The 20,718-nt window shown below is 71.5% G+C and carries 22 protein-coding genes; 6 read left to right on the forward strand and 16 right to left on the reverse strand.

All coding sequences use genetic code 11. The features are described from left to right. The first annotated feature begins 629 nt into the window (after positions 1-629). The 3 genes from ACSYGO_RS03715 (at position 630) to ACSYGO_RS03725 (ending at position 5,856) form a co-directional block, all read left to right on the forward strand. Positions 630-2,216 (forward strand): M1 family metallopeptidase, encoded by a 1,587-nt coding sequence (locus ACSYGO_RS03715; RefSeq protein WP_460385744.1) that lies wholly within the window; start codon positions 630-632, stop codon positions 2,214-2,216. Positions 2,217-2,495: 279 nt separating this feature from the next. Then, positions 2,496-4,442 carry an N-acetylmuramoyl-L-alanine amidase gene (locus tag ACSYGO_RS03720; protein ID WP_432174287.1) on the forward strand — a complete coding sequence of 649 codons (1,947 nt, stop codon included), beginning with the start codon at positions 2,496-2,498 and terminating at the stop codon, positions 4,440-4,442. Between the two features lie 436 nt (positions 4,443-4,878). Next, complete coding sequence (locus ACSYGO_RS03725; protein ID WP_460385746.1) at positions 4,879-5,856, forward strand: alpha/beta fold hydrolase; 978 nt, start codon at positions 4,879-4,881, stop codon at positions 5,854-5,856. A gap of 304 nt (positions 5,857-6,160) precedes the next feature. Here the strand turns inward: ACSYGO_RS03725 and ACSYGO_RS03730 are convergent, their stop codons facing one another. The 7 genes from ACSYGO_RS03730 to rpmG all read right to left on the reverse strand — a co-directional run bounded on the left by ACSYGO_RS03730 (position 6,161) and on the right by rpmG (position 11,226). Continuing rightward, a complete protein-coding gene (locus tag ACSYGO_RS03730; protein WP_426680468.1) occupies positions 6,161-6,613 on the reverse strand; it encodes a flavodoxin family protein in 453 nt (150 codons plus the stop codon). Between the two features lie 54 nt (positions 6,614-6,667). Continuing rightward, the gene (locus ACSYGO_RS03735) at positions 6,668-6,943 is read right to left on the reverse strand and encodes an SMI1/KNR4 family protein (protein WP_460385747.1); all 276 of its coding nucleotides are present in this window, start codon (positions 6,941-6,943) and stop codon (positions 6,668-6,670) included. Positions 6,944-7,020: 77 nt separating this feature from the next. After that, on the reverse strand, positions 7,021-7,842 hold the full coding sequence (locus ACSYGO_RS03740; protein WP_460385748.1) for a maleylpyruvate isomerase family mycothiol-dependent enzyme: 822 nt from the start codon (positions 7,840-7,842) through the stop codon (positions 7,021-7,023). Between the two features lie 269 nt (positions 7,843-8,111). Further along, on the reverse strand, positions 8,112-10,166 hold the full coding sequence (locus tag ACSYGO_RS03745; protein WP_460389669.1) for a DUF1996 domain-containing protein: 2,055 nt from the start codon (positions 10,164-10,166) through the stop codon (positions 8,112-8,114). A gap of 365 nt (positions 10,167-10,531) precedes the next feature. Continuing rightward, positions 10,532-10,654: a ribosomal protein bL36 gene (locus ACSYGO_RS03750; protein WP_460385749.1), complete on the reverse strand. Its 123-nt coding sequence runs from the start codon at positions 10,652-10,654 to the stop codon at positions 10,532-10,534. A 99-nt stretch (positions 10,655-10,753) separates the two neighbouring features. Further along, the gene (locus ACSYGO_RS03755; protein ID WP_426680472.1) at positions 10,754-11,014 is read right to left on the reverse strand and encodes a type B 50S ribosomal protein L31; all 261 of its coding nucleotides are present in this window, start codon (positions 11,012-11,014) and stop codon (positions 10,754-10,756) included. Between the two features lie 47 nt (positions 11,015-11,061). Further along, positions 11,062-11,226 carry a 50S ribosomal protein L33 gene (rpmG, locus tag ACSYGO_RS03760; protein ID WP_345645623.1) on the reverse strand — a complete coding sequence of 55 codons (165 nt, stop codon included), beginning with the start codon at positions 11,224-11,226 and terminating at the stop codon, positions 11,062-11,064. A 249-nt stretch (positions 11,227-11,475) separates the two neighbouring features. On the opposite strand from rpmG, the gene ACSYGO_RS03765 reads away from it, so the two are divergent. Beyond that, positions 11,476-11,745 carry a hypothetical protein gene (locus tag ACSYGO_RS03765; RefSeq protein WP_435223364.1) on the forward strand — a complete coding sequence of 90 codons (270 nt, stop codon included), beginning with the start codon at positions 11,476-11,478 and terminating at the stop codon, positions 11,743-11,745. After that, positions 11,742-12,296: a hypothetical protein gene (locus ACSYGO_RS03770; RefSeq protein ID WP_426680474.1), complete on the forward strand. Its 555-nt coding sequence runs from the start codon at positions 11,742-11,744 to the stop codon at positions 12,294-12,296. The genes ACSYGO_RS03765 and ACSYGO_RS03770 overlap by 4 nt, the downstream gene beginning before the upstream one ends. A 173-nt stretch (positions 12,297-12,469) precedes the next feature. On the opposite strand, the gene ACSYGO_RS03775 is transcribed toward ACSYGO_RS03770, so the two are convergent. From ACSYGO_RS03775 to ACSYGO_RS03805, 7 genes are all read right to left on the reverse strand, one after another. After that, positions 12,470-12,973, reverse strand: coding sequence for a winged helix-turn-helix transcriptional regulator (locus ACSYGO_RS03775; protein ID WP_426680475.1), 504 nt, complete (start codon positions 12,971-12,973; stop codon positions 12,470-12,472). Continuing rightward, positions 12,973-14,028 carry an LLM class flavin-dependent oxidoreductase gene (locus tag ACSYGO_RS03780; RefSeq protein ID WP_460385750.1) on the reverse strand — a complete coding sequence of 352 codons (1,056 nt, stop codon included), beginning with the start codon at positions 14,026-14,028 and terminating at the stop codon, positions 12,973-12,975. Before ACSYGO_RS03780 ends, ACSYGO_RS03775 begins: the two co-directional genes overlap by 1 nt. Beyond that, on the reverse strand, positions 14,028-14,534 hold the full coding sequence (locus ACSYGO_RS03785) for an SRPBCC family protein (RefSeq protein ID WP_460385751.1): 507 nt from the start codon (positions 14,532-14,534) through the stop codon (positions 14,028-14,030). Before ACSYGO_RS03785 ends, ACSYGO_RS03780 begins: the two co-directional genes overlap by 1 nt. 198 nt (positions 14,535-14,732) lie before the next feature. After that, entirely contained in the window at positions 14,733-15,434 is a 702-nt protein-coding gene (locus ACSYGO_RS03790) for an SDR family oxidoreductase (RefSeq protein WP_432176362.1), read from the reverse strand. A 213-nt stretch (positions 15,435-15,647) separates the two neighbouring features. Continuing rightward, entirely contained in the window at positions 15,648-16,217 is a 570-nt protein-coding gene (locus ACSYGO_RS03795) for a TetR/AcrR family transcriptional regulator (protein WP_426680479.1), read from the reverse strand. 97 nt (positions 16,218-16,314) lie between these two features. Beyond that, a complete protein-coding gene (locus ACSYGO_RS03800; RefSeq protein ID WP_426680480.1) occupies positions 16,315-16,896 on the reverse strand; it encodes a PadR family transcriptional regulator in 582 nt (193 codons plus the stop codon). A 90-nt stretch (positions 16,897-16,986) separates the two neighbouring features. Then, complete coding sequence (locus ACSYGO_RS03805) at positions 16,987-17,916, reverse strand: LysR family transcriptional regulator (RefSeq protein ID WP_432187929.1); 930 nt, start codon at positions 17,914-17,916, stop codon at positions 16,987-16,989. 104 nt (positions 17,917-18,020) lie between these two features. Between ACSYGO_RS03805 and ACSYGO_RS03810 the strand changes: the two genes are divergently transcribed. Continuing rightward, positions 18,021-19,271 carry a diaminopropionate ammonia-lyase gene (locus ACSYGO_RS03810; RefSeq protein WP_460389670.1) on the forward strand — a complete coding sequence of 417 codons (1,251 nt, stop codon included), beginning with the start codon at positions 18,021-18,023 and terminating at the stop codon, positions 19,269-19,271. A gap of 102 nt (positions 19,272-19,373) precedes the next feature. On the opposite strand, the gene ACSYGO_RS03815 is transcribed toward ACSYGO_RS03810, so the two are convergent. Both ACSYGO_RS03815 and ACSYGO_RS03820 read right to left on the reverse strand, forming a co-directional pair. Beyond that, a complete protein-coding gene (locus ACSYGO_RS03815; protein ID WP_460385752.1) occupies positions 19,374-20,171 on the reverse strand; it encodes an SGNH/GDSL hydrolase family protein in 798 nt (265 codons plus the stop codon). A 166-nt stretch (positions 20,172-20,337) separates the two neighbouring features. Next, complete coding sequence (locus ACSYGO_RS03820) at positions 20,338-20,703, reverse strand: darcynin family protein (RefSeq protein WP_426680483.1); 366 nt, start codon at positions 20,701-20,703, stop codon at positions 20,338-20,340. Between the last annotated feature and the right edge of the window lie 15 nt (positions 20,704-20,718).

Consider the following 20,718-nt stretch of genomic DNA (forward strand, 5'->3'; position numbering starts at 1 on the left):
TGGTGGGGTCGGCCCGGCACGAGCGGTGTGCCTGAGCTGCGGAGACGCCCCTGTGGGGCCGTCATTGTTAAAACCCGTGCGAGGCAAGGGCAACGCGCCTCACTACTACCCGGCCTCGTAGCGACCGGCGGTCCTTGAATTGAGCGCACGGGTGTGCAGAGCCGGCTCACGGGAGCACGGCAACCTCTGACCATCCGTCAGGAGGCAGCACAGGCCGGACGGAAGGCGCGAAGGGGCCGAGTGGGACACATGGCTCCGCATCGCCTGCACCGTATGCCTGATTGCAGCGGGATAAGTCGCCTATATCGCCCGGAGGGCATCTACTAACTCACCCGTCTAGTGCGCGAAGTCGGCGTGAGGGATGTCACCGGGCACCCTGGGAACCCTTTCGGACACCCCGGGATCAGCCGTTCAATAGCCCGTGTGGGCGGGCGATATGAGGACATACAAGTCTATGGCGCATCTTGCTGACATAGTGCGGCCATGACGATCACGACCGCCCGAGCAGGAGCCGCCTCCGGGGCCGGGAGCCGAGTGCCTCCGACGACCGGCAGGCGCGTCCATCGACCGACGAGCGGCCGCGCGTGCCGGCCTGTGTCTGCGTCCCGGGACGCCCGTCGGACGCTCCGATGAGGGCGGCGCGCACCCGGCCGCCGCGGGAGCCGGCCGGCGAGGAGCGCACCGTCCGGGGCCTGCGCACCCGTCGTATGGCCTTCGTGCTCACCCTGGGCAGCACCGTCGGGATCGCCGCCGCCACCGTGCTCATCGGTCTCCCCGGCGAAGGCGGCCACTCCTCCGATCCCCCCGGCGCCATCGCCCCCGGCCCCTCCGCCGCCAGGGCCGGGGCGGATCCCTCCCCCGGCGCGCGCGGAATCGGCGACCCCCTCATGCCCCTCGCCGGCAACGGCGGCTACACGGTCCGCCACTACGCTCTCGACTTCGACTGGCGGGCGCCGAGGACGCCGTTCGATGCGGCCGCCACCATCAGTGCCACGGCCGCACAGGCCCTGTCCCGCTTCGACCTCGACTTCGCGGGCAACACGCTGCACACGGTCACGGTGGACGGCCTGGCGGCGAAGGCGGTACGCGACGGCGACGAGCTCGTGGTCACCCCGGCGAAGCCGATCCCCCAGGGCAGCGCGTTCACCGTCCAGGTCGCCTACACCGCCGACCCGACGCAGCAGCGGCACCGCGGCGACGCGGTCGGCTCCTACGGCTGGGTGCCCACGCCCGACGGCACCGTGCTCTTCGCCCAGCCCGACGGCGCCAAGATGGTCTTCCCGTCGAACGACCACCCCAGCCTGCGGGCCCCGGTCACCTTCCGGATCACCACACCGTCCGGCCTCGGCGCGGTGGCCAACGGCCGGCTCGTCGAGCGGGCACAGCAGCCCGACGGACGCCTGCGCTGGACCTACGACTCCGAGCACCCCGTCTCTCCGCAGCTGGTCCAGATGGCGGTCGGTAAGTTCACGTTCGCCGAGAGCACGGGACCGCACGGCCTGCCCCTGCGGGACGCCGTCCCGGACGACCTGGTGGACGGGACCAAGGAGTACCGCTCACTGACCGCCGAGCACCTGGAGTGGCTGGAGGAGCGGCTCGGCCCGTACCCCTTCCGCCGGTACGGCGTACTGGTCGGGGACACCGATCTGCCGGCGGCGCTGGAGACACAGTCGCTGTCCGTGGTGCCGAAGGGCGACCTGCTGGGCGACCGGGCGGAAGCCGAGCGCAACCTCGTGCACGAGCTGGCCCACCAGTGGACCGGTGACAGCGTCGCCATCCGGCGCTGGTCGGACCTGTGGCTGAGCGAGGGACACGCCCGGTTCTACGAACGTCTCTACGCCGAGACGCACGGCGGTCCCGACATGGAGGACGCCATGCGGCCGGCGTACGAGCAGCACGACCAGTGGCGCCACGACGCGGGCGCTCCCGCCGAGCCCACCGCGCCGACCCTGTTCAAGCAGATGCGCTACGACGGTTCGGCGCTGGTGCTCTACGCCCTTCGGGAGAAGGTCGGCGAGGAGACCTTCGACAAGATCGAGCGGGCCTGGGTCACGAAGTACCGGGACCGGGCGGCCGGCACGGACGACTTCGTCGCCCTCGCCTCGGAGACCGCCGGACAGGACCTGGAGCCCTTCCTGACCCCGTGGCTCCACGGCTCGCACACCCCGCCGATGCCGGGGCACCCCGACTGGCAGGTGGACCCGGTCGAGGACTGAGCCGTCACCCCGCCGGCACCGCACCGCGGCAGCCGTACGTGACCCCGCGCCGCGCTCGCGGCCGGGGCCTTCGTGCTGCCGCCGACCGGGTGGCCTCTGCCGGACCGCTGGTCCACGCCGGTGACCCTTGGCGCGACGTGGCGCTCCAAGCACGGAAACGTACAGGGGGTGTCGAGAACGGCAAGTCCTCTGTCCCGGTTGTGACGAGCATTGGAGACGCCCGCAGTGAAGAAACGTTCTACCCCTCGTGTCCCCACTGCCGTACGCAGGCACCGTCGCATGGTCTGTGTGACCGCGTCGACGGCGTTGATGGCTCCGCTCCTCATCCCCCTGCTGTCCGGCCCGTCGGACGACGGGGTGGCGGCGGACCAGCGCCTGCAGAACGACTTCACCACCGCGGCGGACGAGTACCGCGTGCCGCGCAGCGTGCTCATGGGCGTGTCGTACCTGCAGTCCCGGTGGGACTCCCATCCGGGCGCGCCGAGCGTCAGCGGCGGCTACGGGCCCATGCACCTGGTGGACGTCCACCAGTCGCAGGCCCCTTACCACGGAACCACCAGGCCGCGGGTGGTCGCGGCCGGGCCTCCCCCTTCGGCCCAGGCGAGCGCTCCCGGCGGCCCTCTCCAGCCGACGGACCTGCGCAAGGCCGCCCGCCTCATCGGGGTTCCGGAGGAGCGGCTGCGGACCGACTCCTCGGAAAACGTCCGCGGCGGCGCGGCCCTCCTCGCCGCGGCCCAGCGCAAGCTCGGCAAGCCGCTCAGCGCCAACCCGGCGGACTGGTGGGAGGCGGTGTCGGAGTTCCCGGGCACGGATGACGACGAGGCGGCGGCCACCTTCGCGAACGACGTGTTCGCGGTGATCCGCAGTGGCGCGCACCGCACCACCGACGCGGGACAGCGCGTCACGCTCCCCGCCAGCCCTGGAGTGCGGCCCCACGCGGCGAGCACGGCCGGGGCCAAGCGCCCGAAGGACGTCGAGTGCCCCAAGGAGCTGTCGTGCTCCTGGCTCAGCGCGCCGTACACGGAGATCGACGACGAGAGCTACGGCAACCACGATCTGGCCGACCGGCCCAAGGACCAGAAGATCGACTACATCGTCATCCACGACACCGAAGCACCTCTGACGTCCATGCTCCAGACGGTGCAGGATCCCGAGGAGGCCTCGTGGCACTACTCGGTCCGCTCCAGTGACGGCCACGTCATCCAGCACATCAAGACGAAGGACGCCGCCTGGCACTCCGGCAGCCAGTTCGTGAACGGGCGGTCGATCGGCATCGAGCACGAGGGGTTCCTCGCTCAGCCCGACGCCTGGTACACGGAGCAGATGTACCGCTCCTCGGCCCGACTGGTGCGTTTCCTCGCGAAGAAGTACCACGTTCCGCTGGACCGGCAGCACATCTTCGGACACGACAACGTGCCCGCCCCGACCGCCGACTCCATCCCCGACATGCACGACGACCCGGGTCCCTACTGGGACTGGCGGCACTACTTCGACCTGCTCGGCGCACCGCTGAAGGCCACGGCAGGGCCGGACAGCGACATGGTGATGGTGCTCCCGGACTTCGACGCGCACAGGCCGCGGTTCACCGGGTGCACGGAGGACGGGGCGGCGTGCGCGCCGCACGGCTCCAGCGCCGTCCGCCTGCACACCGCGCCCGCCGACGACGCCCCGCTGATCCAGGACCCCGGCCGGCGCCCGGACGGCGACGACTCCACGGAGGACGTCAACGACCTGGGGTCGCGGGTCTCCACCGGCCAGACCTACGCGGTCGCCGACCGCAGCGGCGACTGGACGGCGATCTGGTACCTGGGCAACAAGGCATGGTTCAGGAATCCGAAGAATCACCCCACGGCCGTCGGCGCCAGCGGTCAGATGGTCACGCCCAAGGAGGGCCTCTCGGAGGTCGAGGTGTTCGGCCGCGCCCTCCCGGAGGACGACGCCTACCCCGAGGGCGTGCCGGAGCCCCAGGAGTCTCCGCTGCCGTACACGCTTCGCGCGGGCCAGCGGTACGTGACTCAGTCCCGTCTGGTCGGCTCGTACGTCGACCGGTCGACCTTCGAGGACAAGCCGAGCCCCGTCGTCAAGGGCCAGGAGGCGTACTACGAGATCCAGTTCGGGCATCGGCTCGCGTACGTCCGGGCGAGTGACGTGGACGTGGTGAAGGTGAAATCACAGGCGCAGGCAGGTCCGCCGTCAGGACACGGGGGCCGCTCCGCCAAGCACTGACCGACCGGATCTCCGACACCGACGGGGCACGCGGCGCCGACCGTACGACGGCGCCGCGTGGCCTGTGCCTTTGCCTGTGCAAGTGATCATAGTGGACCGACAAGCACGAAAGCCGTATTTACGCATTCTCTGTGCGCGGCGCCGCATCCGGCGTCCGGCACCGGCATCACGTTCGCTCCGAAGTCGTCGAGTCCGGGAAGTTCCACGGGGCCACCGGTACTTCCGGGCGGCGACGAGGAACGGCTTCGGGACGGCGGACCGCGCCCCGGACGGTGTTCCGACGTCCGGCCAGGAGTGCGCACCGGGCGGTGGTTTGCCGGTCCGGCAACAACGCTCGCCCCGTGCTCGGGCCGCGCCGCATGATCGGCTGCGAGCACTGGGCACGAGCGAGCCACCCCGGCCGCGGCCCAGGCAGGCCGATCGACGCGGAGGACTCATGCCCTGGCAGGACACGGACGTCACTCATCGCCTGGTCCCGTCATCAGCGGGCCGTATCCACCTGGTGGAACAGGGCAGCGGTCCGCTGGTGCTGCTCGTGCACGGCTTCCCGGAGTCCTGGTACTCCTGGCGTCACCAGTTGCCCGCACTGGCCGCCGCCGGGTACCGCGTGGCCGCGCTCGACGTCCGCGGGTACGGCCGCTCCTCCAGGCCCGACGACACGGCCGCGTACCGGATGGTCGACCTGGTGGCGGACAACGCCGAGGTGGTGCGGGCCCTGGGCGAGGACACGGCGGTGATCGTCGGTCACGACTGGGGGGCGACCATCGCCGCGAACTCGGCCCTGCTCAGGCCGGATGTCTTCCGTGCGGTGGGACTCATGAGCGTGCCCTACGCTCCGCGCGGCGGTCCGCGCCCCAGCGAGGTCTTCGCGGCGATGGCCGCGAACGAGGAGTTCTACGTTTCCTACTTCCAGCGGCCCGGCCGTGCCGAAGCCGAGATCGAACCCGACGTACGCGGCTGGCTCGCCGGCTTCTACGCCGCCCTGTCGGCCGACACCATGCCCGCACAAGGCGCCCCCGACCCGCACTTCGTCGGCGCGGGCGGGACGCTGCGCGAGAGGTTCCCCGCCGACACCCTGCCCGCATGGCTCGGCGAGGGCGAACTCGACTTCTATGCGGCGGAGTTCGAGCGGACGGGCCTGACCGGGGCACTGAACCGCTACCGGAACATGGACCGCGACTGGGAGGATCTCGCCGCCTTCGACGGTTCTCCCCTCACCCAGCCGTCCCTGTTCGTCGGCGGACGGCTGGACGCGTCGACCATGTGGCTGGCCGACGCGATCGAGGCGTACCCCACCACCTTGCCCGGACTCGTCTCGTCCCATCTCCTCGACGGCTGCGGCCACTTCGTCCAGCAGGAGCGCCCCGACGAGGTGAACCGGATCCTCACGGACTGGCTGGCCGCGCTGCCCTAAGGGCTGTCCCGCACCTGACGGACTTCCGTGGGGTCGGCCGTCTCGGCAGGATGTCGCGCGAACGCACGAACCCCGCCCCCAGATGGGGGCGGGGTTCGGATCGGAGCGCCGGGCAGGCCTTGCACCTGCATCTCCCCGCAGGAAGCGGGACGTCTTTCCTTGGACCACCAACGCACAGCCGGGCACCTGTTGGTTCAGGTGTTCCGCTCAAGATCAAGTGTACCCCACTCCACGGGACGCTGTCTCCCGACACGCGCACCGGCGACGCCGAGGGCCGGCGCGCCGCTCACGCAGCCGGCCGGAGTCAGCCCATCAGTCCCGCCGCCACCGTCGCCCCGAGTTCCCAGCACGCCTCGGTGTCCGCCTTGACCGGCTCCCCGGTCACCTTCACCGGCTCGGCGGCACGTCGCCAGCCCAGGCCCGTGGTGATCGACTCGATCCCCCGCACCGCGCCGGTGACGTCATTGCCGCCGTGCACCCAGAAGCCGAAGGGCCGCCCCCGCGTCTCGTCCAGGCAGGGGTAGTAGACCTGGTCGAAGAAGTGCTTCAGCGCCCCGGACATGTAGCCGAGATTCGCCGGCGTGCCCAGCAGATACGCGTCGGCGGCCAGCACGTCGGCCGCCGTGGCGGACAGCGCCGCGCGCCGCACCACCCGGACCCCCTCGATCTCCGGGGCCGTCGCGCCGGAGACGACGGCCTCGAACAGGGCCTGGCAGTTGGGTGAGGGGGTGTGATGCACGATCAGCAAGGTAGCCATACCGCGGAACCCTGCCGCGACGCCCCGGCCCGCCGCAAGCCGCGACGCCGCCGCTCACTCCTCCTGCGTCGTCGGGCTCGTGTACGGCGTGAACGCATGGCTGTCGACGGTCATCAGGCAGAGGTAGTTGTCGAAGGCGCCGTAGCCGAACCGTGCGACCAGCTCCTTGTATTCGGCGGGCAATGGCGTGCCCAGCCGTGTCTCCGCGTCGGCCCAGTCGATGTCGTCGACCCGTCCCCGTGTCCACCCGGTGACGTCGATCACCCGGTCCACCCAGTTCGTGTCCTGCGGCAGCACCTCGGGCCGCGGTATGAAGCGCCGTTCGTCCATGGTCGGGCAGTGAAGCACAGGCCACCGACATCGCCCGTCGGTGCCCGTCCGCGGACGGGCCCGCGCGGTGCGGATGCTCAGGGCGCCTTGAAGAGGCCCGGGAAGCGGGGCGCGAGCCAGGGCTTCCGACCGGTCACGAGGATCCGGCCCTGGGTCAGGGCGCTTCCCTGACCGCGGCGGCCGAGGGCCATCAGGAGGAAGGTGACCGGTTCGATGTGGATGGTGCAGTCCGGGCGGGCGGACGGCTGTGCCTCGACGGACACCGCACCGTCGTCCAAGGTCACACCGAACCGTTCGCCGCCCCAGAGGCGGATCGCGTAGCGGGCGGTCAGTCCGGTGGTGCGGGCCGTGTCCGCCACCCGTGGCATGGCCGTGAGCATGAACGGCAGGGTCAGGCCGACCCGGGCACGGTCGATCATGTGGGGTCGGCGCAGGGCGCGGGCCAGGTCGTATCCGTGGCCCAGCATGTGCGTGAGCAGGTACGACCCCAGGACCACGGGGCTCATGGGGCCCAGCGGGCTGAGGACGGTTCCGTCCGCGGCGCCTTCGTCCAGCGCCCTCAGACAGGCGTCGGCCTGCTCGACGATCATGGCGGCCAGCGGTTCGGCCGCGCGCACGTCGAAGGCGGCGAGCGCCTCCTCGTTGGCCGCGGCGAGGCTCTGCGGTGTGCCGTCACCGTAGGGGCGCGGGTTTCCCGCGGCGAGGTCGGCCATGAGTTCGTTGGCCTGAGCCAGATGGGCCGCCGCCTCCCCCACGGTCCACTCGGAACCGGGGACGGGGCGCTCCATGTCCGTGCACTGACGCAGCAGCACGGCGATGGCCTCGGCGGTTTCGCGTATGGCGGTGCCCAGTCCCTCGGGCAGAGTGTCCCGTACGTTCTGTCCAGCCGTTGATTCCACGCCGTTCCCGTCCTGGTCTGCTGCTCCTGCCGGGTGCGCGCGCAACCGGGCGGTGAACGCGTCGCCGATCACCGGGGGTACAGGAGACCAGTCGATCGAGGTTGCGGCAAGACCCTGAGCAGCACGTTCGGGCGCGGGATCCGGGGTGCTCGTCCAGGAGCGGCCCGGTCGTCGTCGGGCCGGCAGGCTCGCGCCCTGTGTGGAAAGGGGCGAGCCGGCTGCCTGGGACAGCCGGCTCGCCCGGTTCTCGGCACTCGATCAGCGCGCGATCACATGGAGCTGCGCCTGATGCGGCGGAGGAGGACGAAGCCCCCGATCACGAGGAGGCCTCCCACCGCGGCCGGCCACAGCTGCGTTCCGGTGTCGGCGAGATCGCCGGTCACCGCCTGCGGCTCGGTCTGGCCGTCGGCCGACGGAGCGGGCGCCTGTGTGGCGGGCACCTGTCCGGAGTCGCCCGCTGCGCCGCCGTTGTCGTCCGTGTCGCCCTGGCCCTCGGGGGCCCCGGCGCTCTGGGAGGCGGCGGGCTCGGTGTCGGACTTGGTGTCGGGCCCGGAGTCCGACTTGCCGTGGTCGGTGTGCGTGCCGCCGTCGGCGGGCGCGCCGGTCGCCGTGCCGGTGTCGGCCGGGGGCTGCGACGCGTCGTCACCGCCGTTGTCGCCGCCGCCCGGGTTCCCGGTGTCGTTGCCCGGGTCGCCCGCGCCGTTGCCGTCACCGTTCCCGTTGTCGTTCCCGTCGGCGGGGTCGTCGGCGGGGTCGTCGGCGGTCTGGCTGGGGGTGGGCTCGGGGTCGTCGGCGGTCTGGCTGGGGGTGGGCTCCGGGTCGTCCTGCGGGGGCTCGTCCCCGCCACCCGTACCGGCGCCGCACTTGCGGCCCTCGTTGATGCAGTCGACCATCTCCCGCATCAGGCCCTCGTCGAAGACGTTGATGAAGTCTCCGTGGTCGGTGACCGGCTTGTGGAGCTGCTCGGGGAACGAGTCCACCGCGAACAGCGGGGTGGTCTTGCCGCCGTCGTCCAGGCTGGGCGCGTCGACGTCGTAGACGATGCGCTGTACGAGTTGCGGGATCGCCCGGAAGCCGCCCGCGCAGCTGCCGTCGGCCGCGGCGAACGCCACGTGCGTACGGTGGTTGGCGCTGTCGATGTTCTGACCGTCCCAGCAGCTCTGGAACTTGAAGGTGCGGACCACGTCGCTGCCCTCGGGGCAGATCGGGTACTTGTCCTTCAACTGCCGGTCCTCGAAGCCGGTGCAGCTCCAGGAGGCGTTGGCGTTGCCGGGGCCGTTGACGAAGGCCTTGGCGTCACCGGTGATGATGCGCAGCAGTCGCGGCATGGCCGTGACCTTGCCGCGCGGGCTGCCCACGAAGGTCAGGGTGACCTGCTTGGGCGTGACGATCTTGCCGGCGTTGCCCTCGGTCCCGCCGCCGGGCGCGCCCGCGTCCCGCTCCTGGGTGCCGTTCTGCAGGCGCAGCACGGGCCAGTAGTAGGTGGACTTGTCGCCCTGGTTCTCGCAGGTGGTGTCGGCATTCGCCAGGTCGTCGTCGGTGGCGAAGGCGTTGTTGGACTGGTTGCCGACGTAGTCGTGGAAGTGGTGCGCGCCGTTGGTGACGCCGGGGGCCACGATCACGTTGTCCGAGTTGAACAGGCCGTTGGCGTTGACGCCGCAGCTGGTGGCGAAGGTGCCGCGGGAGGCGTCGCCGCCGGGGTTCGGGTTCTGCACATTGGGCTGGACGGAGTTGATGTCCGCGTAGTCGGCGGCCACGGGGCCGTTGCCTGCCTGACCGCCGTTGCCTGCCTGGCCGTTGCCCTGCTCCTGGCCGCCGTTCTGGTCCTGGCCGCCCGGCTGTTCCTGGCCGGCACCCTGGTCCTGGCCGCTCTGGTCGCCGCCGTTCCCGTCCTGGCCGTCGCCGTTCTTGTTGCCCGAGGCCTGCAGTGTGCAGGCGGCGAGCTCGTCCAGTCCTTCAGGGCGGTCCCCGACGCGGTCGATGGCGTCGGCGATCCGCCCGATCGTCGCGGTCCGCTTCTCCTTCAGCGGGTTCATGATCGCGTTGTCGGCGAAGCCGTTGTCCTGCTGCTGCGCCTGCGCCGACTCCTGGACCCGCTGGTAGGCCTCGGCTATCTGCTGGTCAAGGAGCGCGAGTTCCTTGTCCACGTCCGCCTTGGCCTCTTCCGGCACGTCCGTCAGCTTGGCGCCGACGTCCGGACAGTCGATCGTGGCGGCACCGGAGGCGAGGACGTGGTCGGCGTCGCTCCCCTGCGTCCGGCCGGAGTCGCCCTCGGTGGCCGACGCGTAGACGTTGACGGCCACGAGCCCACCTCCGCCCAGCATCATGGCGATCGCCAGCGAGGTCGCACGCCGTGCACCCGTGGGTCGGCGTCTGCGCGTGTTGCGTCTCAAGGCACTACTCCTGCGCGTCGTGAGCGGCTCGACATCGAAATCCCCGTGGCCCTATACGGAGATGAGCCATGGCGTGTTCAAGTGCCTCGGAAATTCACAGGAATTGCATACGGCCTCGCGCGTTTCCAACCGTCTGAGCAGGGGAAGCCCACGCGAGCGTCGGTGCATCGCGGGAGTCGGTGTACGGCGTCCGTGGCTCCGGCGGCCGACGGACCGGGCGTCGTCGGGCCGGGACGCATGACTGCCCGGCCTCCGCGATCCGCGGAGGCCGGGCAGGCCGCTCGGTGTGCGCTCCGTCAGCCCTGGCGGGCCTTGAAACGCGAGTCCTTCTTGTTGATCACGAACGTCACACCACGTCGGCGGACCACCTGGGCCCCGGGCTTGGACTTAAGTGACCGCAGGGACTTGCGTACCTTCATGGCTCTGTTCTCCTCCACGTGCGGAAGACCGTTCTTCGGTCCGGGCCCCGGCACGCCGTGTGCGTGTCGGGCGCGGGCCGTTGCGCCAGGGCGCGTGCTTCAGGCGCGGGCCGCGGACGTACGGCCGTAGCGGCGTTCGAACCGCTCGACTCGACCCTCCGTGTCCAGGACCCGCGAGGTCCCGGTGTAGAAGGGGTGGCTCGCCGACGAGATCTCCACGTCGATCACCGGGTAGGTGTGGCCGTCCTCCCACTCGATCGTGCGGGCGGAGTCCGCGGTCGAGCGCGTGAGGAAGGCGACGTCGGCGGCACGGTCACGGAAGACGACCGGGCGGAGTTCGGGGTGGATACGGGTCTTCATGCGATGTCCTTCCTGGTGACCGTGCGTCCGGTGGTGTGGTGCCCGGGTCAGCGCTCCTCCCGGAACGCGACGTGCTTGCCGACCACCGGGTCGTACTTGCGCAGGACGAGCCGGTCGGCGTCGTTCTGTCGGTTCTTGCGCGTCACGTAGGTGACGCCGGTCCCGGCTGTCGACCTGAGGGTGACGACGGGGCGTGCGGTGCTGCGTGCCATGAGGTGCTCCTTTCACCGACATCCCCGGATTGATCCGAGCATGTCAGTCACGCTCGTTGTAACGGGGCGGGGGGCTTCCGCATTCCCGCCCCTTCTCCCCGTCCTGTGCCTTATGTCACGTCCGAATACCGCCCATCGGCCCAGGTCCCGGAAATATGAGCGGATCGCCTGCCCGTTGTCGCTTACATCCGTGGGCTCACTGGAGGCTGGCATGGACAACGGTCGTACGGGACGGCGAAGGCGGCCGCGATGAGCCACTTCGTCCCAGGGCTCTTCCGCGGCGGCTCCGGCCGCCCCGCGCCCAGCACGGCGGCGCGCAGAACACGGCAGCGCGGCGCGATCGCCCTGCTCGCGGTGGGCCTCGACCTGGCCGCCGCGGTGATGCTGCTGAGCCGTGATCTCTCGAACGCCCTCGTCGGTCTGCTCCTGGCGGTCCTCGGCTGGTTCGCGACGGGTCGCGTCGCGGCCCGGCGCCCGGCGCCCCTGGAGAGCGGCACCGACAGCCGGACGCGGCGATGAGCGGGACGACCACGACCCCTGCGACGGTCGCCCCCTTCCCGGATGCACCCCTTCCGGCCAAAACCGCTCCCACCGGGCGAGGCGGGCGCGCCGCCCGCGAGGAGCGGCGCCGGAAGCACGTGGTGGAGCTGCTCACGGCGTCCGCACTGGTCCTCGTCCCCTGGACGGTGCTGCTCGGACTGACGCTGCCGTCCGACTACCGCGTCCACGCGTGGCGCGCGACCTGGGTCGGATTCGACGTGCTGCTGCTCACCGCGCTGACGACGACGGCCGTCCTCGCCAAGCGGCGTCACCGGGCGGTGGTGATTCCCGCGCTGGCCAGCGCGGTCCTCCTCGTGTGCGACGCATGGTTCGACGTCTCCCTCGCCCTGGGCACACCGGCCGTCTGGGGGTCCCTCGCCTTCGCCGTCTGCGCCGAACTGCCCATGGCCGGCTTCCTCTTCCACCGCACGCACGCGCTGCTCCGGCGGCAATGGGAGCCCAGGCAGCCACCGGACGCCACGGACGGCGACGCACGGCAGGCGGCCGAGGCCACGACCGGCCGGCTCTGATCACCTCGCGGCCCGTCGCCGGTCGAATCGCCGACGGGGCCGTACGGCACGTCGAGTCCCCCCGACTCCGGGTGCGCGGCGTCGGTGACGGACCGCGGCCCTGCCGGAGGTACACGAAGCGGGCCTGCCGGAAGCACACGAAGCAGCCCCGCGAGAAGCGCGAAGCGACGCCGTCAGGACCGGGCGAAGCGGCGCTGGACGTCGGGACGCGACTTGAGCCGCTCCGGGTAGCCGGGCCCCATCCGCACGGACGTGTTCTCGGATCCCATCGGCTCGCCGCACGCGGAGCAGACGACCCGCGCCTCGGCGTCGTGGCCGCAGGAGTCGTGGTGGAGGGTGACGGGGACGCCCTCCTCCCCCGCAAGCCATCGGTCGCCCCACCGTGTCATCGCGGCGAGGACGGGGAAGAAGTCGCGCCCCTTCTCCGTCAGCACGTAGTCGTAGCGGGGCGGCTCACTGTCGTAGAGCCGCTTCTCCATCAGCCCCTCGGCCACCAGACGGCGCAGCCGGTCCGTCAGGGTGTTGCGCGCGATGCCCAGCTCCTGCTGGAACTCGTCGAACCGCCGGCTTCCGTAGAACGCCTCCCGCAGCACCAGCGACGTCCACGCGTCGCCGAGGAGGTCGACGGTGCGTGCGATGGAGCAGGGCCAGTTCGCGAACGACTTGCGCGCGGTCATCACGCATCACCGACTTCACGGACCAGTTCGATCGCCCTGGCCAGCGTGTCGAGCTTCTCCCGCATGCCGTCTCCGGCCGGATAGAGGCGTACGGTGTCCACGCCCGCGTCGCGCCATACGCGCAGCCGTCGCCGCACCATGTCCTCGGTGCCGATCAGCGTGGTGGCGAGCACCATGTCGTCGGTGACCAGACCGGCCGCGCCCTCGCGGTCGCCGCCCTGCCAGCGCTCCCGGACCTGCGCGGCCACCTCGGCCCAACCCTGCCTGCTGTAGGCGCGGTTGTAGAAATTGGTCGATGCGGAGCCCATCCCGCCCAGGCTGAAGGCCAGTTCCTTCTTGCGGCCCGCGACCATGGCGCCCAGCGCCTCCTCGTCCGGGGCGAAGGCCACCTCGGCGCCCTGGCAGACGTCGAAGTCCGCTCGGCTGCGGCCGCTGAGGGCGAGCCCTTCGTCCAGCGGGGCGAAGTAGGCCTCCGCCGCCCCTTCGGGGACGAAGCTGGTGCCGAGCCAGCCGTCCGCGACCCGGCCGGTCAGCCGCAGCATGGCCGGGGACAGGGCGGCCAGATACACCGGGATCGAGTGCTCGGCCCGCAGGGAAAGGCGCATGGGTACCGCGTCCCCGCCGGGCCGCGGGATCGTGAACTCCTCGCCGGCGTACGAGATCTTGTCGCCCGCCACCGCCTGGCGCACGATCTCCACGGTCTCGCGGACGCGCGCCAGGGGCCGGGCGAAGGACACGCCGTGCAGCCCTTCCATCACCTGGGGGCCGGAGGGGCCGAGGCCCAGCAGGAACCGCCCGCCGGAGAGGTTGGACAAGGTGATCGCCGTCTGCGCCAGCGCCACCGGGGTGCGCGTCCCGACCTGCATCACGGCGGAGCCGAGCAGCATGCGTTCGGTCCTGGCCGCGTAGAAGCCCAGGGCGGACGGGGCGTCGGAGCCCCATGCCTCGGCCACCCAGCAGATGTCGAGGCCGGCCTTCTCCGCCTCGACGACGAAATCCGCCTGCTCGGTCCAGGAGCCGAAGCCCGACGCCTCGACCGTCGTCGCCGTGCGCATCACGCCTCCGCCAGGTTCTTGATGTGGTCCAGCGTGACGGTCATGTTGCGCTCGAACTCGCGCATGCGCACGAACACGATCTTCTGCTCCTTCTCCGGCATGGCGTCGATCGCGTAGGAGAGTCCGGAGCGGCCGGGGCCCATCTGCATCCACTGCGTCAGCTCGGTCCCCCCGTCCTTGGGTTCGAGCCGGAATCGCCAGACGGCGCTGGGGTGCGCCGGGTCCTCCACGGCCCAGGCGAACAGCCGCCCCGGCTCGGCTTCGACGACCGTCGAGGTGGTCGCCCACTCGCCGAAGGAGTCGTGCCTGCTCCGCCCGACGAACCTGGCACCGACGGCGGGCCCGGTGGCCCCGTCGAGCCATTCGACGGACTGCAGCTCCGAGCTCATGCCCGGCATCAGCTCCACGTCCGAGACCAGCTGCCACACACGCTCCGGTGTGGCAGCGATCCATGTCGTCACCTCGACCGTCGGTCTGTCCGCGTACACCGCACCCGTCCACTCCACCGTGGGCCGCCCTCCGCGCCGTCATGGGGTTCCGAACTCCAGAGTTGCGTAATAAGACTCACCAGGTCAAGGGGTCCCATCAGCTCAGGAGCACGGAACGCACAACAAAAGTGCGGGCGACCGGGCCGAAGAGGCCGGGCTGCACGGTGGAGCGCCGGCGGTCCGGCCGTGGCGCGCCGCCGGGCCGGCAGGCGTGCGCTACTGGGCCAGCTGCGGGTAGAGCGCCGCCGGGTCTCCGGACAGGCCCGCCTTGACCTGCCGCGTGAGGTCGTCCGCCAGCACCTCGAAGGCTCCCGCCTCGACACCGTCGAGCGCCAGGGCCGCGATGTCGCGGGCGCCCGATTTGGGGGCGTCAACATGGGCGGCCATGTCGGTGTCCACGTACCCCATGTGCAGGCCGGTGACGCCGATCCCGCGCTCGTGCAGCTCCAGCCGCAGCGTGTTGGTCTGCGACCAGAGGGCGGCCTTGGAGGCGCTGTAGGACCCCGCGATGCCCAGCCAGGAGAGCACGGAGTGGGCGTTGAGTATGTGGCCGCCGCCGTTGCGCTCGATGACCGGCACGAAGGCGCGGGCGAGCAGGAGCGGACCGTAGAAGTTGGTCTCGAACTCACGGCGGACGTCGTCCACGGACGAGTCGAGGAAGGACGCCCCGACGTAGGCACCGGCGTTGTTGACCAGGATGGTGACGTCCTGCGCCTGCTCGGCGGCGGCCGCCACGGAGGCGGGGTCCGTCACCTCGAGCGCCAGCGCGACGGCGTCCGGGTGCGTGACCGTGCGCGGGTCGCGGGCCGTGGCGTACACCTTGGCGGCCCCGCGGGTGTACAGCTCCTCGACCAGCGCCTTGCCGATCCCCCTGCTGCCGCCGGTGACGAGCGCGGTGGCTCCCTTGATTTCGGTCATGACGTCCTCCAGAGCATTGGAAACCGATCGGTTTCCACTCACCGTAAACCGATCGGTTTCCGCATTCAAGTCGAGAGGGGGCAACTGAGTCTTGTTTTCAAACTCACATCGGGACGCGACGGACCCACAGCACCACCGACGGGTCGCCGGGCAGCGCTGAGGCACGCCCGCCCCAGGCCGGGCCGGGCGCTGTGTCAGCGTGAACGACGCAGTTCAGCGCAGTCCGGCGGCATCGAGGAGCGCGGTCACCGTCGGCCCGATGAGCCCCACGAGGTTGTCGGCGCCGATTCCCGCGCGGGCACTCGCCCCGTCGAACACCAGGGTCAGCTGCCGGGCCAGCAGGTCGGGATCGCTCGCCCCGCCCCGCTCCGCCTCCGCGCGGAAGAAGTCCGTCAGGGTCGCCTTGACCCGGTGAGCCACCCGGCTCGCGGGGTGGTCCACGTCCTTGAGTTCGATCTGGACGGCGAGATAGGGGCACCCGCGGTATCCCGGCGCGGCGGCCTGCGCCTCCGCCTGCGCGAAGACGTGCAGGATCCGTTCGCGGGGCGAACCGCCGTCGCCCTCCGGGGGCAGCAGCCGGCCGGAGAAGCCGGCGGCGCGGCGCTCCAGACTCTCCGCCAGCAGGTGGTCCTTGCTCTCGAAGAGCTGGTACATCGACCGCTTGGAGACGCCCGCGGCCCTGCACAGCGCCTCGACACCGATACCGACGCCCTCGGCGTACGCGAGACTGGCCGCCGCATCGAGCAGCCGGTCGCGGGAGCTGGTCTTCGCCTCTGAGGTCATGCCAAAGGCTAACGCGATTGCACCCGATCGAAAACCGATCGGTTTACGGCTGCGGCCGGAGTGCCCCGAGCCGGACGGGCGACAGCTCTCGCCGCTGTCAGGAGCGTGCTGCCGAGGTGAGCGTCGCCGTCCGCTGCGCGAGGCGCCTCAGAGCCATCTCGCCCCACTGGATCGTCGACCGTTCCAGAGCGAGTCCGCCCTGCAGGGTGAGGTAGGGCCCGAGGCGCTCGACGGTGGCGCAGTACTCGTCCTCGGTGCGCCCGTCGAGCATGCGCTGCTGCGCGCGCTCGTACCGGGCGAGCTTGGCCGCGGCCCGTTCCACGCGCTCGACGAGGTCGGCCCGTACGGCCTCGATGTCGCCGAAGTCGACGCACTGCACCTTGACGAGCAGCTCGTCACGCATGGCCGTCGGCTTGGCGGGCGCGTCGGAGACGAAGGCACGGACGGCTTCGAGGCCGGCCTCGGTGAGCGAGTAGAGGCGCTTGTTGGGGCGGCGCTCCTGCTGCACGACACGCGCGGAGACGATGCCCTCGCTCTCCATGCGCTCCAGCTCACGGTAGATCTGCTGCGGCGTGGCCATCCAGAAGTTGGCGACGGAGACCTCGAACCCCTTCGCGAGGTCGTACCCGGACGCCTCGCCCTCCAGAAGCGCGGCCATCACCGCGTTGCGCAGAGCCATGACGCCCAACCTAACACCGCGTCCGACACCCGCCGGTGCGCCTGTTCGCAGCCCGCGCGAGCCCTGGAAAGCCCCTCGGCGGGGGCCCTTTCAGACCGCGCCGCCGATCGGCTCGGCGGCCTCCCGCAGCGCCTGCCGGCAGGCGACGATCGCGGGATGGCCGCCGCGACCCCCGCGTACGGCGGTGAAGATCTTCCGGCTTCCGCGGCCGTGCGGGAGCGGCGTGAGAGGCACCGTCGGCGCGTGCCCGCTGCGGACCAGGTCCGGGAGGAAGGCGACCGCGTGCCCCTGCTCGACGAGCCGCTGGTGGAGGAGGAGATCGGTGGATTCGAAGCGGACGTCCGGCTCGAAGCCGGCGTCCCGGCACTGGGTCATGGCCCAATGCCGGGCGGGCGTGCCCTCCGGCTCCATGACCCAGGGGTGCTCGGCGACGGCCCGCAACGCCTCCCCCGGCCTGACCCCGTGCGCGGTGTCCCGCGTCGCGAAGGCCCGCGGGCGCGCCAGCCTGAGGGTGTCCTCGCAGAGGTCCTCGCGCTCCGTGCCGGCGGGCAGCGGGTCGGGGTGGCCCGGGTACTCCTCGGCGACGACCAGGTCGAAGTCGCGGGCGAGCAGTGCCGGCAGGGCCTTCTCCGGTTCCGTCTGGGTGACATGGATCCGCAGCCGGGGGTGAGTGCCGCGCAGCCCGGTCAGTGCGGCCGGGACTAGGGCGAGCGCGGCCGTCTGGAAGGAGGCGATACGCAGGGTGCCGGTCAGTTCGGTCAGCGAGGTGGCGATGTCCGCCTCCGCCTGCTCCAGCCGCCGCAGCACCGCCTCGGTGTGCTCGACGAGGATCTCGGCCTGCTCGGTGAGCCGCACCCGCCGGCCCACGGGCTCCAGCAGGGGGACGCCGACCTCCGACTCCAGCAGCGACAACTGCTGGGAGATCGTGGAAGGGCTGTACGAGAGGGCGGCGGCGACCGCGGCGAGCGTGCCCCGATGCTTGAGCTCGCGGAGCAGACGCAGCCGGTGCAGGTCGAACATCGGCACCCTCCTCGTCGATCGGTCGGCTTCCTCAATGATTATCGGTCGGAAACATTCACTGGACCAAAGGGAGGGAGGGGCGACACAGTGGCCGGGTGCCTGCGATTCCCTCCCAGAACTCCATCGGCCAGAACTCCATCGGCGGACTGCCGGAGCAGGGCCGGGCGTGGTTCTCGCGTCCGGCGGCCCGCGCCTGGACCTGCCCGCCCGCCCCGGCGGCCGTGCGGGACTTCCACTCCCGTCTGCCCGGCTTCACCTCCACCCCGCTGACCGAACTTCCCGCCCTGGCCGAGGAGTTCGGGGTCGGGCGGGTGTTCGTCAAGGACGAGTCGTGCCGCCTGGGGCTGCCCGCCTTCAAGGCGCTGGGTGCTTCCTGGGCGATCCACCGGGTCCTGGACCGACGCACGGACGGCCACCCCGTACGGCTCGTCACCGCCACCGACGGCAATCACGGCCGTGCGGTAGCCCGCATGGCGCGTCTGCTCGGCCACCGCGCCCATGTCTTCGTGCCGAAGGGCGTGCACCCGGCCGCGGAGGCCGCGATCGCCGCCGAGGGCGCGGACGTCACCCGGGTCGACGGGCCCTACGACGAGGCCGTCCGCCGTGCGTCCGAGGCCTCCCACGAGCCGTCGGCCGTGCTGGTGCAGGACACCGCCTGGTCCGGCTACGAGGAGGTCCCCGGCTGGATCGTGGAGGGGTATTCCACCCTGTTCGCCGAGATCGACGAGCAGTTGGGCACGGCGGGCGCGGGCCCGGCCGGCCTGGTCGCCGTCCCGGCCGGCGTGGGGTCGCTCGCCCAGGCCGCCGTCACCCACTACCGCCGCGGCCTGGCCGGACCTGCCCCCGCGCTGTTGTCGGTGGAGCCCGACAACGCGGCCTGCGTCCTCGCGAGCCTCGTCGCGGGCGAGGCGGTCAGCGTCACGACCGGTGAGACGATCATGGCCGGTCTGAACTGCGGCACCCCTTCCAGTCTCGCCTGGCCGTGTCTGCGGGACGGCGTGGACGCCGCCGTCACGGTCACCGACGCCGAGAGCGCCGCCGCCGTCCGCGATCTCGTCGCACTCGGCGTGCACGCCGGGCCCTGTGGCGCGGCCTCACTCGCCGGGGTGCGTGCCGCGCTGGGCGGCGACGGGCAGCCGGGGCGCCGAGACGCCCTGGGTGTCGGCCCCGACTCGACGGTCGTTCTGCTGAGCACGGAGGGCGCCGATGCCAATCCGGCGCTCGCGGCCCGTACACCTGTCACGTCTGCCGCGTCCGTCCGACCGGCCAGGCGCACCACACCCGTCACGTCGGACGCGTCCTTCGCGCCGGACGCACGCTTCGTGTCGGACGCACCCTTCGTGTCGGACGACTAGGTCACGCCGGGCGCCTGAGCCACGCGGGACGCGCAGGCAGCCTGGGGCACACCGGACACCTGCGTCACAAGGGTCCCGTCGGCGAGCCACAGGGCCCGGCGGTCATGACAGGTCTTCGGCGGGCACGGTCACCGGCAGGAGCGCCGGCCGCTTGGCCGTCCGGCCGTCTCCGGACGACCGTCCCCGTATCCGCCGCGCGATCCACGGCCCGAGGAAGGAGCCGACCCAGCGCAACTCCGCGCGGACGGCCCGCAGTCCCGACGGGGCCGAGAGGTCGGCGGGCAGGGGCCGCGTCCAACCGTCGTCGCTGCCCGGCAGGTCAAGCGCCTGCGCGACCGCGGCGGCGATGCGTGCGTGGCCGAGCGGGGCCGCGTGCAGACGGTCCGCGCTCCACAGCCGCGGATCGGTCACGACGGGATGGTGGGAGGTCTCGGCCACGACGACGCCGTGCCGACGGGCGGCCGCGCGGATGCCGTCGTTCAGAGCGAGGACGCGGTGACCGATGGGGCGGGCCAGCGGCGTCATCCGGGCGACGTCCGGGAGGGTCAGCGTGGCGACGCGGGCTCCCTGCGCGGTGAGTGCGGCGAACATGGCGTCCAAGTGGGCGACGACCTCGTCGGCGTCGAAGCGGGGACGCAGGACGTCGTTGACCCCGGCCACGACCGTGACGAGGTCGGGGCGCAGCGCGAGGGCGGGTTCGAGTTGCTCGGCACGCACCTGCCCGGCCAGCCGGCCCCGAACGGCGAGGTTGGCGTACACGAGGTCCGGGCTGCCGAGGGCGAGTTGCTCGGCGAGCCGGTCCGCCCATCCGCGCAGCCCCCGGACGTCGTCACCGTCCCCGAGCCCTTCCGTCTGACTGTCGCCCAGCGCGACGTACCGCAGGTATGCGCTCTCGGGCACCTGCCGATCACCGTCCTCCGTCACCCCGATCGCGCGGGCGGGTCATCCCGCCTCGCGCGACCTATGGTCAACAATGCACCTAGGTGCATTGTTGACCATAGCAAGCCATGGACGATCCCCGGGCGCCATACGTGACGGCCACACCGCAGCCCCATGGCTACGCGTGTCAGGTGGTGACGGTGGCGACGGGTTCGAGGCCGTAGGTTCGCGCGTAGCCGTTCTCGGTGCCGACGAGAAGGTCGACGACCTCGAAGTAGCGGTCCCAGAACGGGGTTTCACGCAGTGCGTCGATGAGGCGCTGGTAGGCGTGGTGGTCTTCGGCCTCCCACACCCAGACGTCGGTGACGCGCGCGGAGTAGAACTCCGTGTCGTAGAAGCGTGACCGGACTCCGGTGGTCCTGGCCTCGATGGCCGGCAGGACCTGGGTGGTGAAGGCGTCCACGCGTTCCCGGACGGTCAGGGCGAGCCATTCGGGTGTGGTCTTGACCAGCATGAACGCGGTGACCGGCGGTTCGGTCTCTTCAGCGGGCATCAGGGTGCCTCCAGG

It is taken from the genome of Streptomyces krungchingensis, assembly GCF_054729265.1.

Excerpts from the sequence above, each read along its gene's own strand:
- ACSYGO_RS03715 (WP_460385744.1), top strand. The coding sequence starts at position 630 with ATGAGGGCGGCGCGCACCCGGCCGCCGCGGGAGCCGGCCGGCGAGGAG.
- ACSYGO_RS03720 (WP_432174287.1), top strand. The coding sequence starts at position 2,496 with ATGGTCTGTGTGACCGCGTCGACGGCGTTGATGGCTCCGCTCCTCATC.
- ACSYGO_RS03725 (WP_460385746.1), top strand. The coding sequence starts at position 4,879 with ATGCCCTGGCAGGACACGGACGTCACTCATCGCCTGGTCCCGTCATCA.
- ACSYGO_RS03730 (WP_426680468.1), bottom strand. The coding sequence starts at position 6,613 with ATGGCTACCTTGCTGATCGTGCATCACACCCCCTCACCCAACTGCCAG.
- ACSYGO_RS03735 (WP_460385747.1), bottom strand. The coding sequence starts at position 6,943 with ATGGACGAACGGCGCTTCATACCGCGGCCCGAGGTGCTGCCGCAGGAC.
- ACSYGO_RS03745 (WP_460389669.1), bottom strand. The coding sequence starts at position 10,166 with ATGCTGGGCGGAGGTGGGCTCGTGGCCGTCAACGTCTACGCGTCGGCC.
- ACSYGO_RS03750 (WP_460385749.1), bottom strand. The coding sequence starts at position 10,654 with ATGAAGGTACGCAAGTCCCTGCGGTCACTTAAGTCCAAGCCCGGGGCC.
- ACSYGO_RS03755 (WP_426680472.1), bottom strand. The coding sequence starts at position 11,014 with ATGAAGACCCGTATCCACCCCGAACTCCGCCCGGTCGTCTTCCGTGAC.
- rpmG (WP_345645623.1), bottom strand. The coding sequence starts at position 11,226 with ATGGCACGCAGCACCGCACGCCCCGTCGTCACCCTCAGGTCGACAGCC.
- ACSYGO_RS03765 (WP_435223364.1), top strand. The coding sequence starts at position 11,476 with ATGAGCCACTTCGTCCCAGGGCTCTTCCGCGGCGGCTCCGGCCGCCCC.
- ACSYGO_RS03770 (WP_426680474.1), top strand. The coding sequence starts at position 11,742 with ATGAGCGGGACGACCACGACCCCTGCGACGGTCGCCCCCTTCCCGGAT.
- ACSYGO_RS03775 (WP_426680475.1), bottom strand. The coding sequence starts at position 12,973 with ATGACCGCGCGCAAGTCGTTCGCGAACTGGCCCTGCTCCATCGCACGC.
- ACSYGO_RS03780 (WP_460385750.1), bottom strand. The coding sequence starts at position 14,028 with ATGCGCACGGCGACGACGGTCGAGGCGTCGGGCTTCGGCTCCTGGACC.
- ACSYGO_RS03790 (WP_432176362.1), bottom strand. The coding sequence starts at position 15,434 with ATGACCGAAATCAAGGGAGCCACCGCGCTCGTCACCGGCGGCAGCAGG.
- ACSYGO_RS03795 (WP_426680479.1), bottom strand. The coding sequence starts at position 16,217 with ATGACCTCAGAGGCGAAGACCAGCTCCCGCGACCGGCTGCTCGATGCG.
- ACSYGO_RS03800 (WP_426680480.1), bottom strand. The coding sequence starts at position 16,896 with ATGGCTCTGCGCAACGCGGTGATGGCCGCGCTTCTGGAGGGCGAGGCG.
- ACSYGO_RS03805 (WP_432187929.1), bottom strand. The coding sequence starts at position 17,916 with ATGTTCGACCTGCACCGGCTGCGTCTGCTCCGCGAGCTCAAGCATCGG.
- ACSYGO_RS03820 (WP_426680483.1), bottom strand. The coding sequence starts at position 20,703 with ATGCCCGCTGAAGAGACCGAACCGCCGGTCACCGCGTTCATGCTGGTC.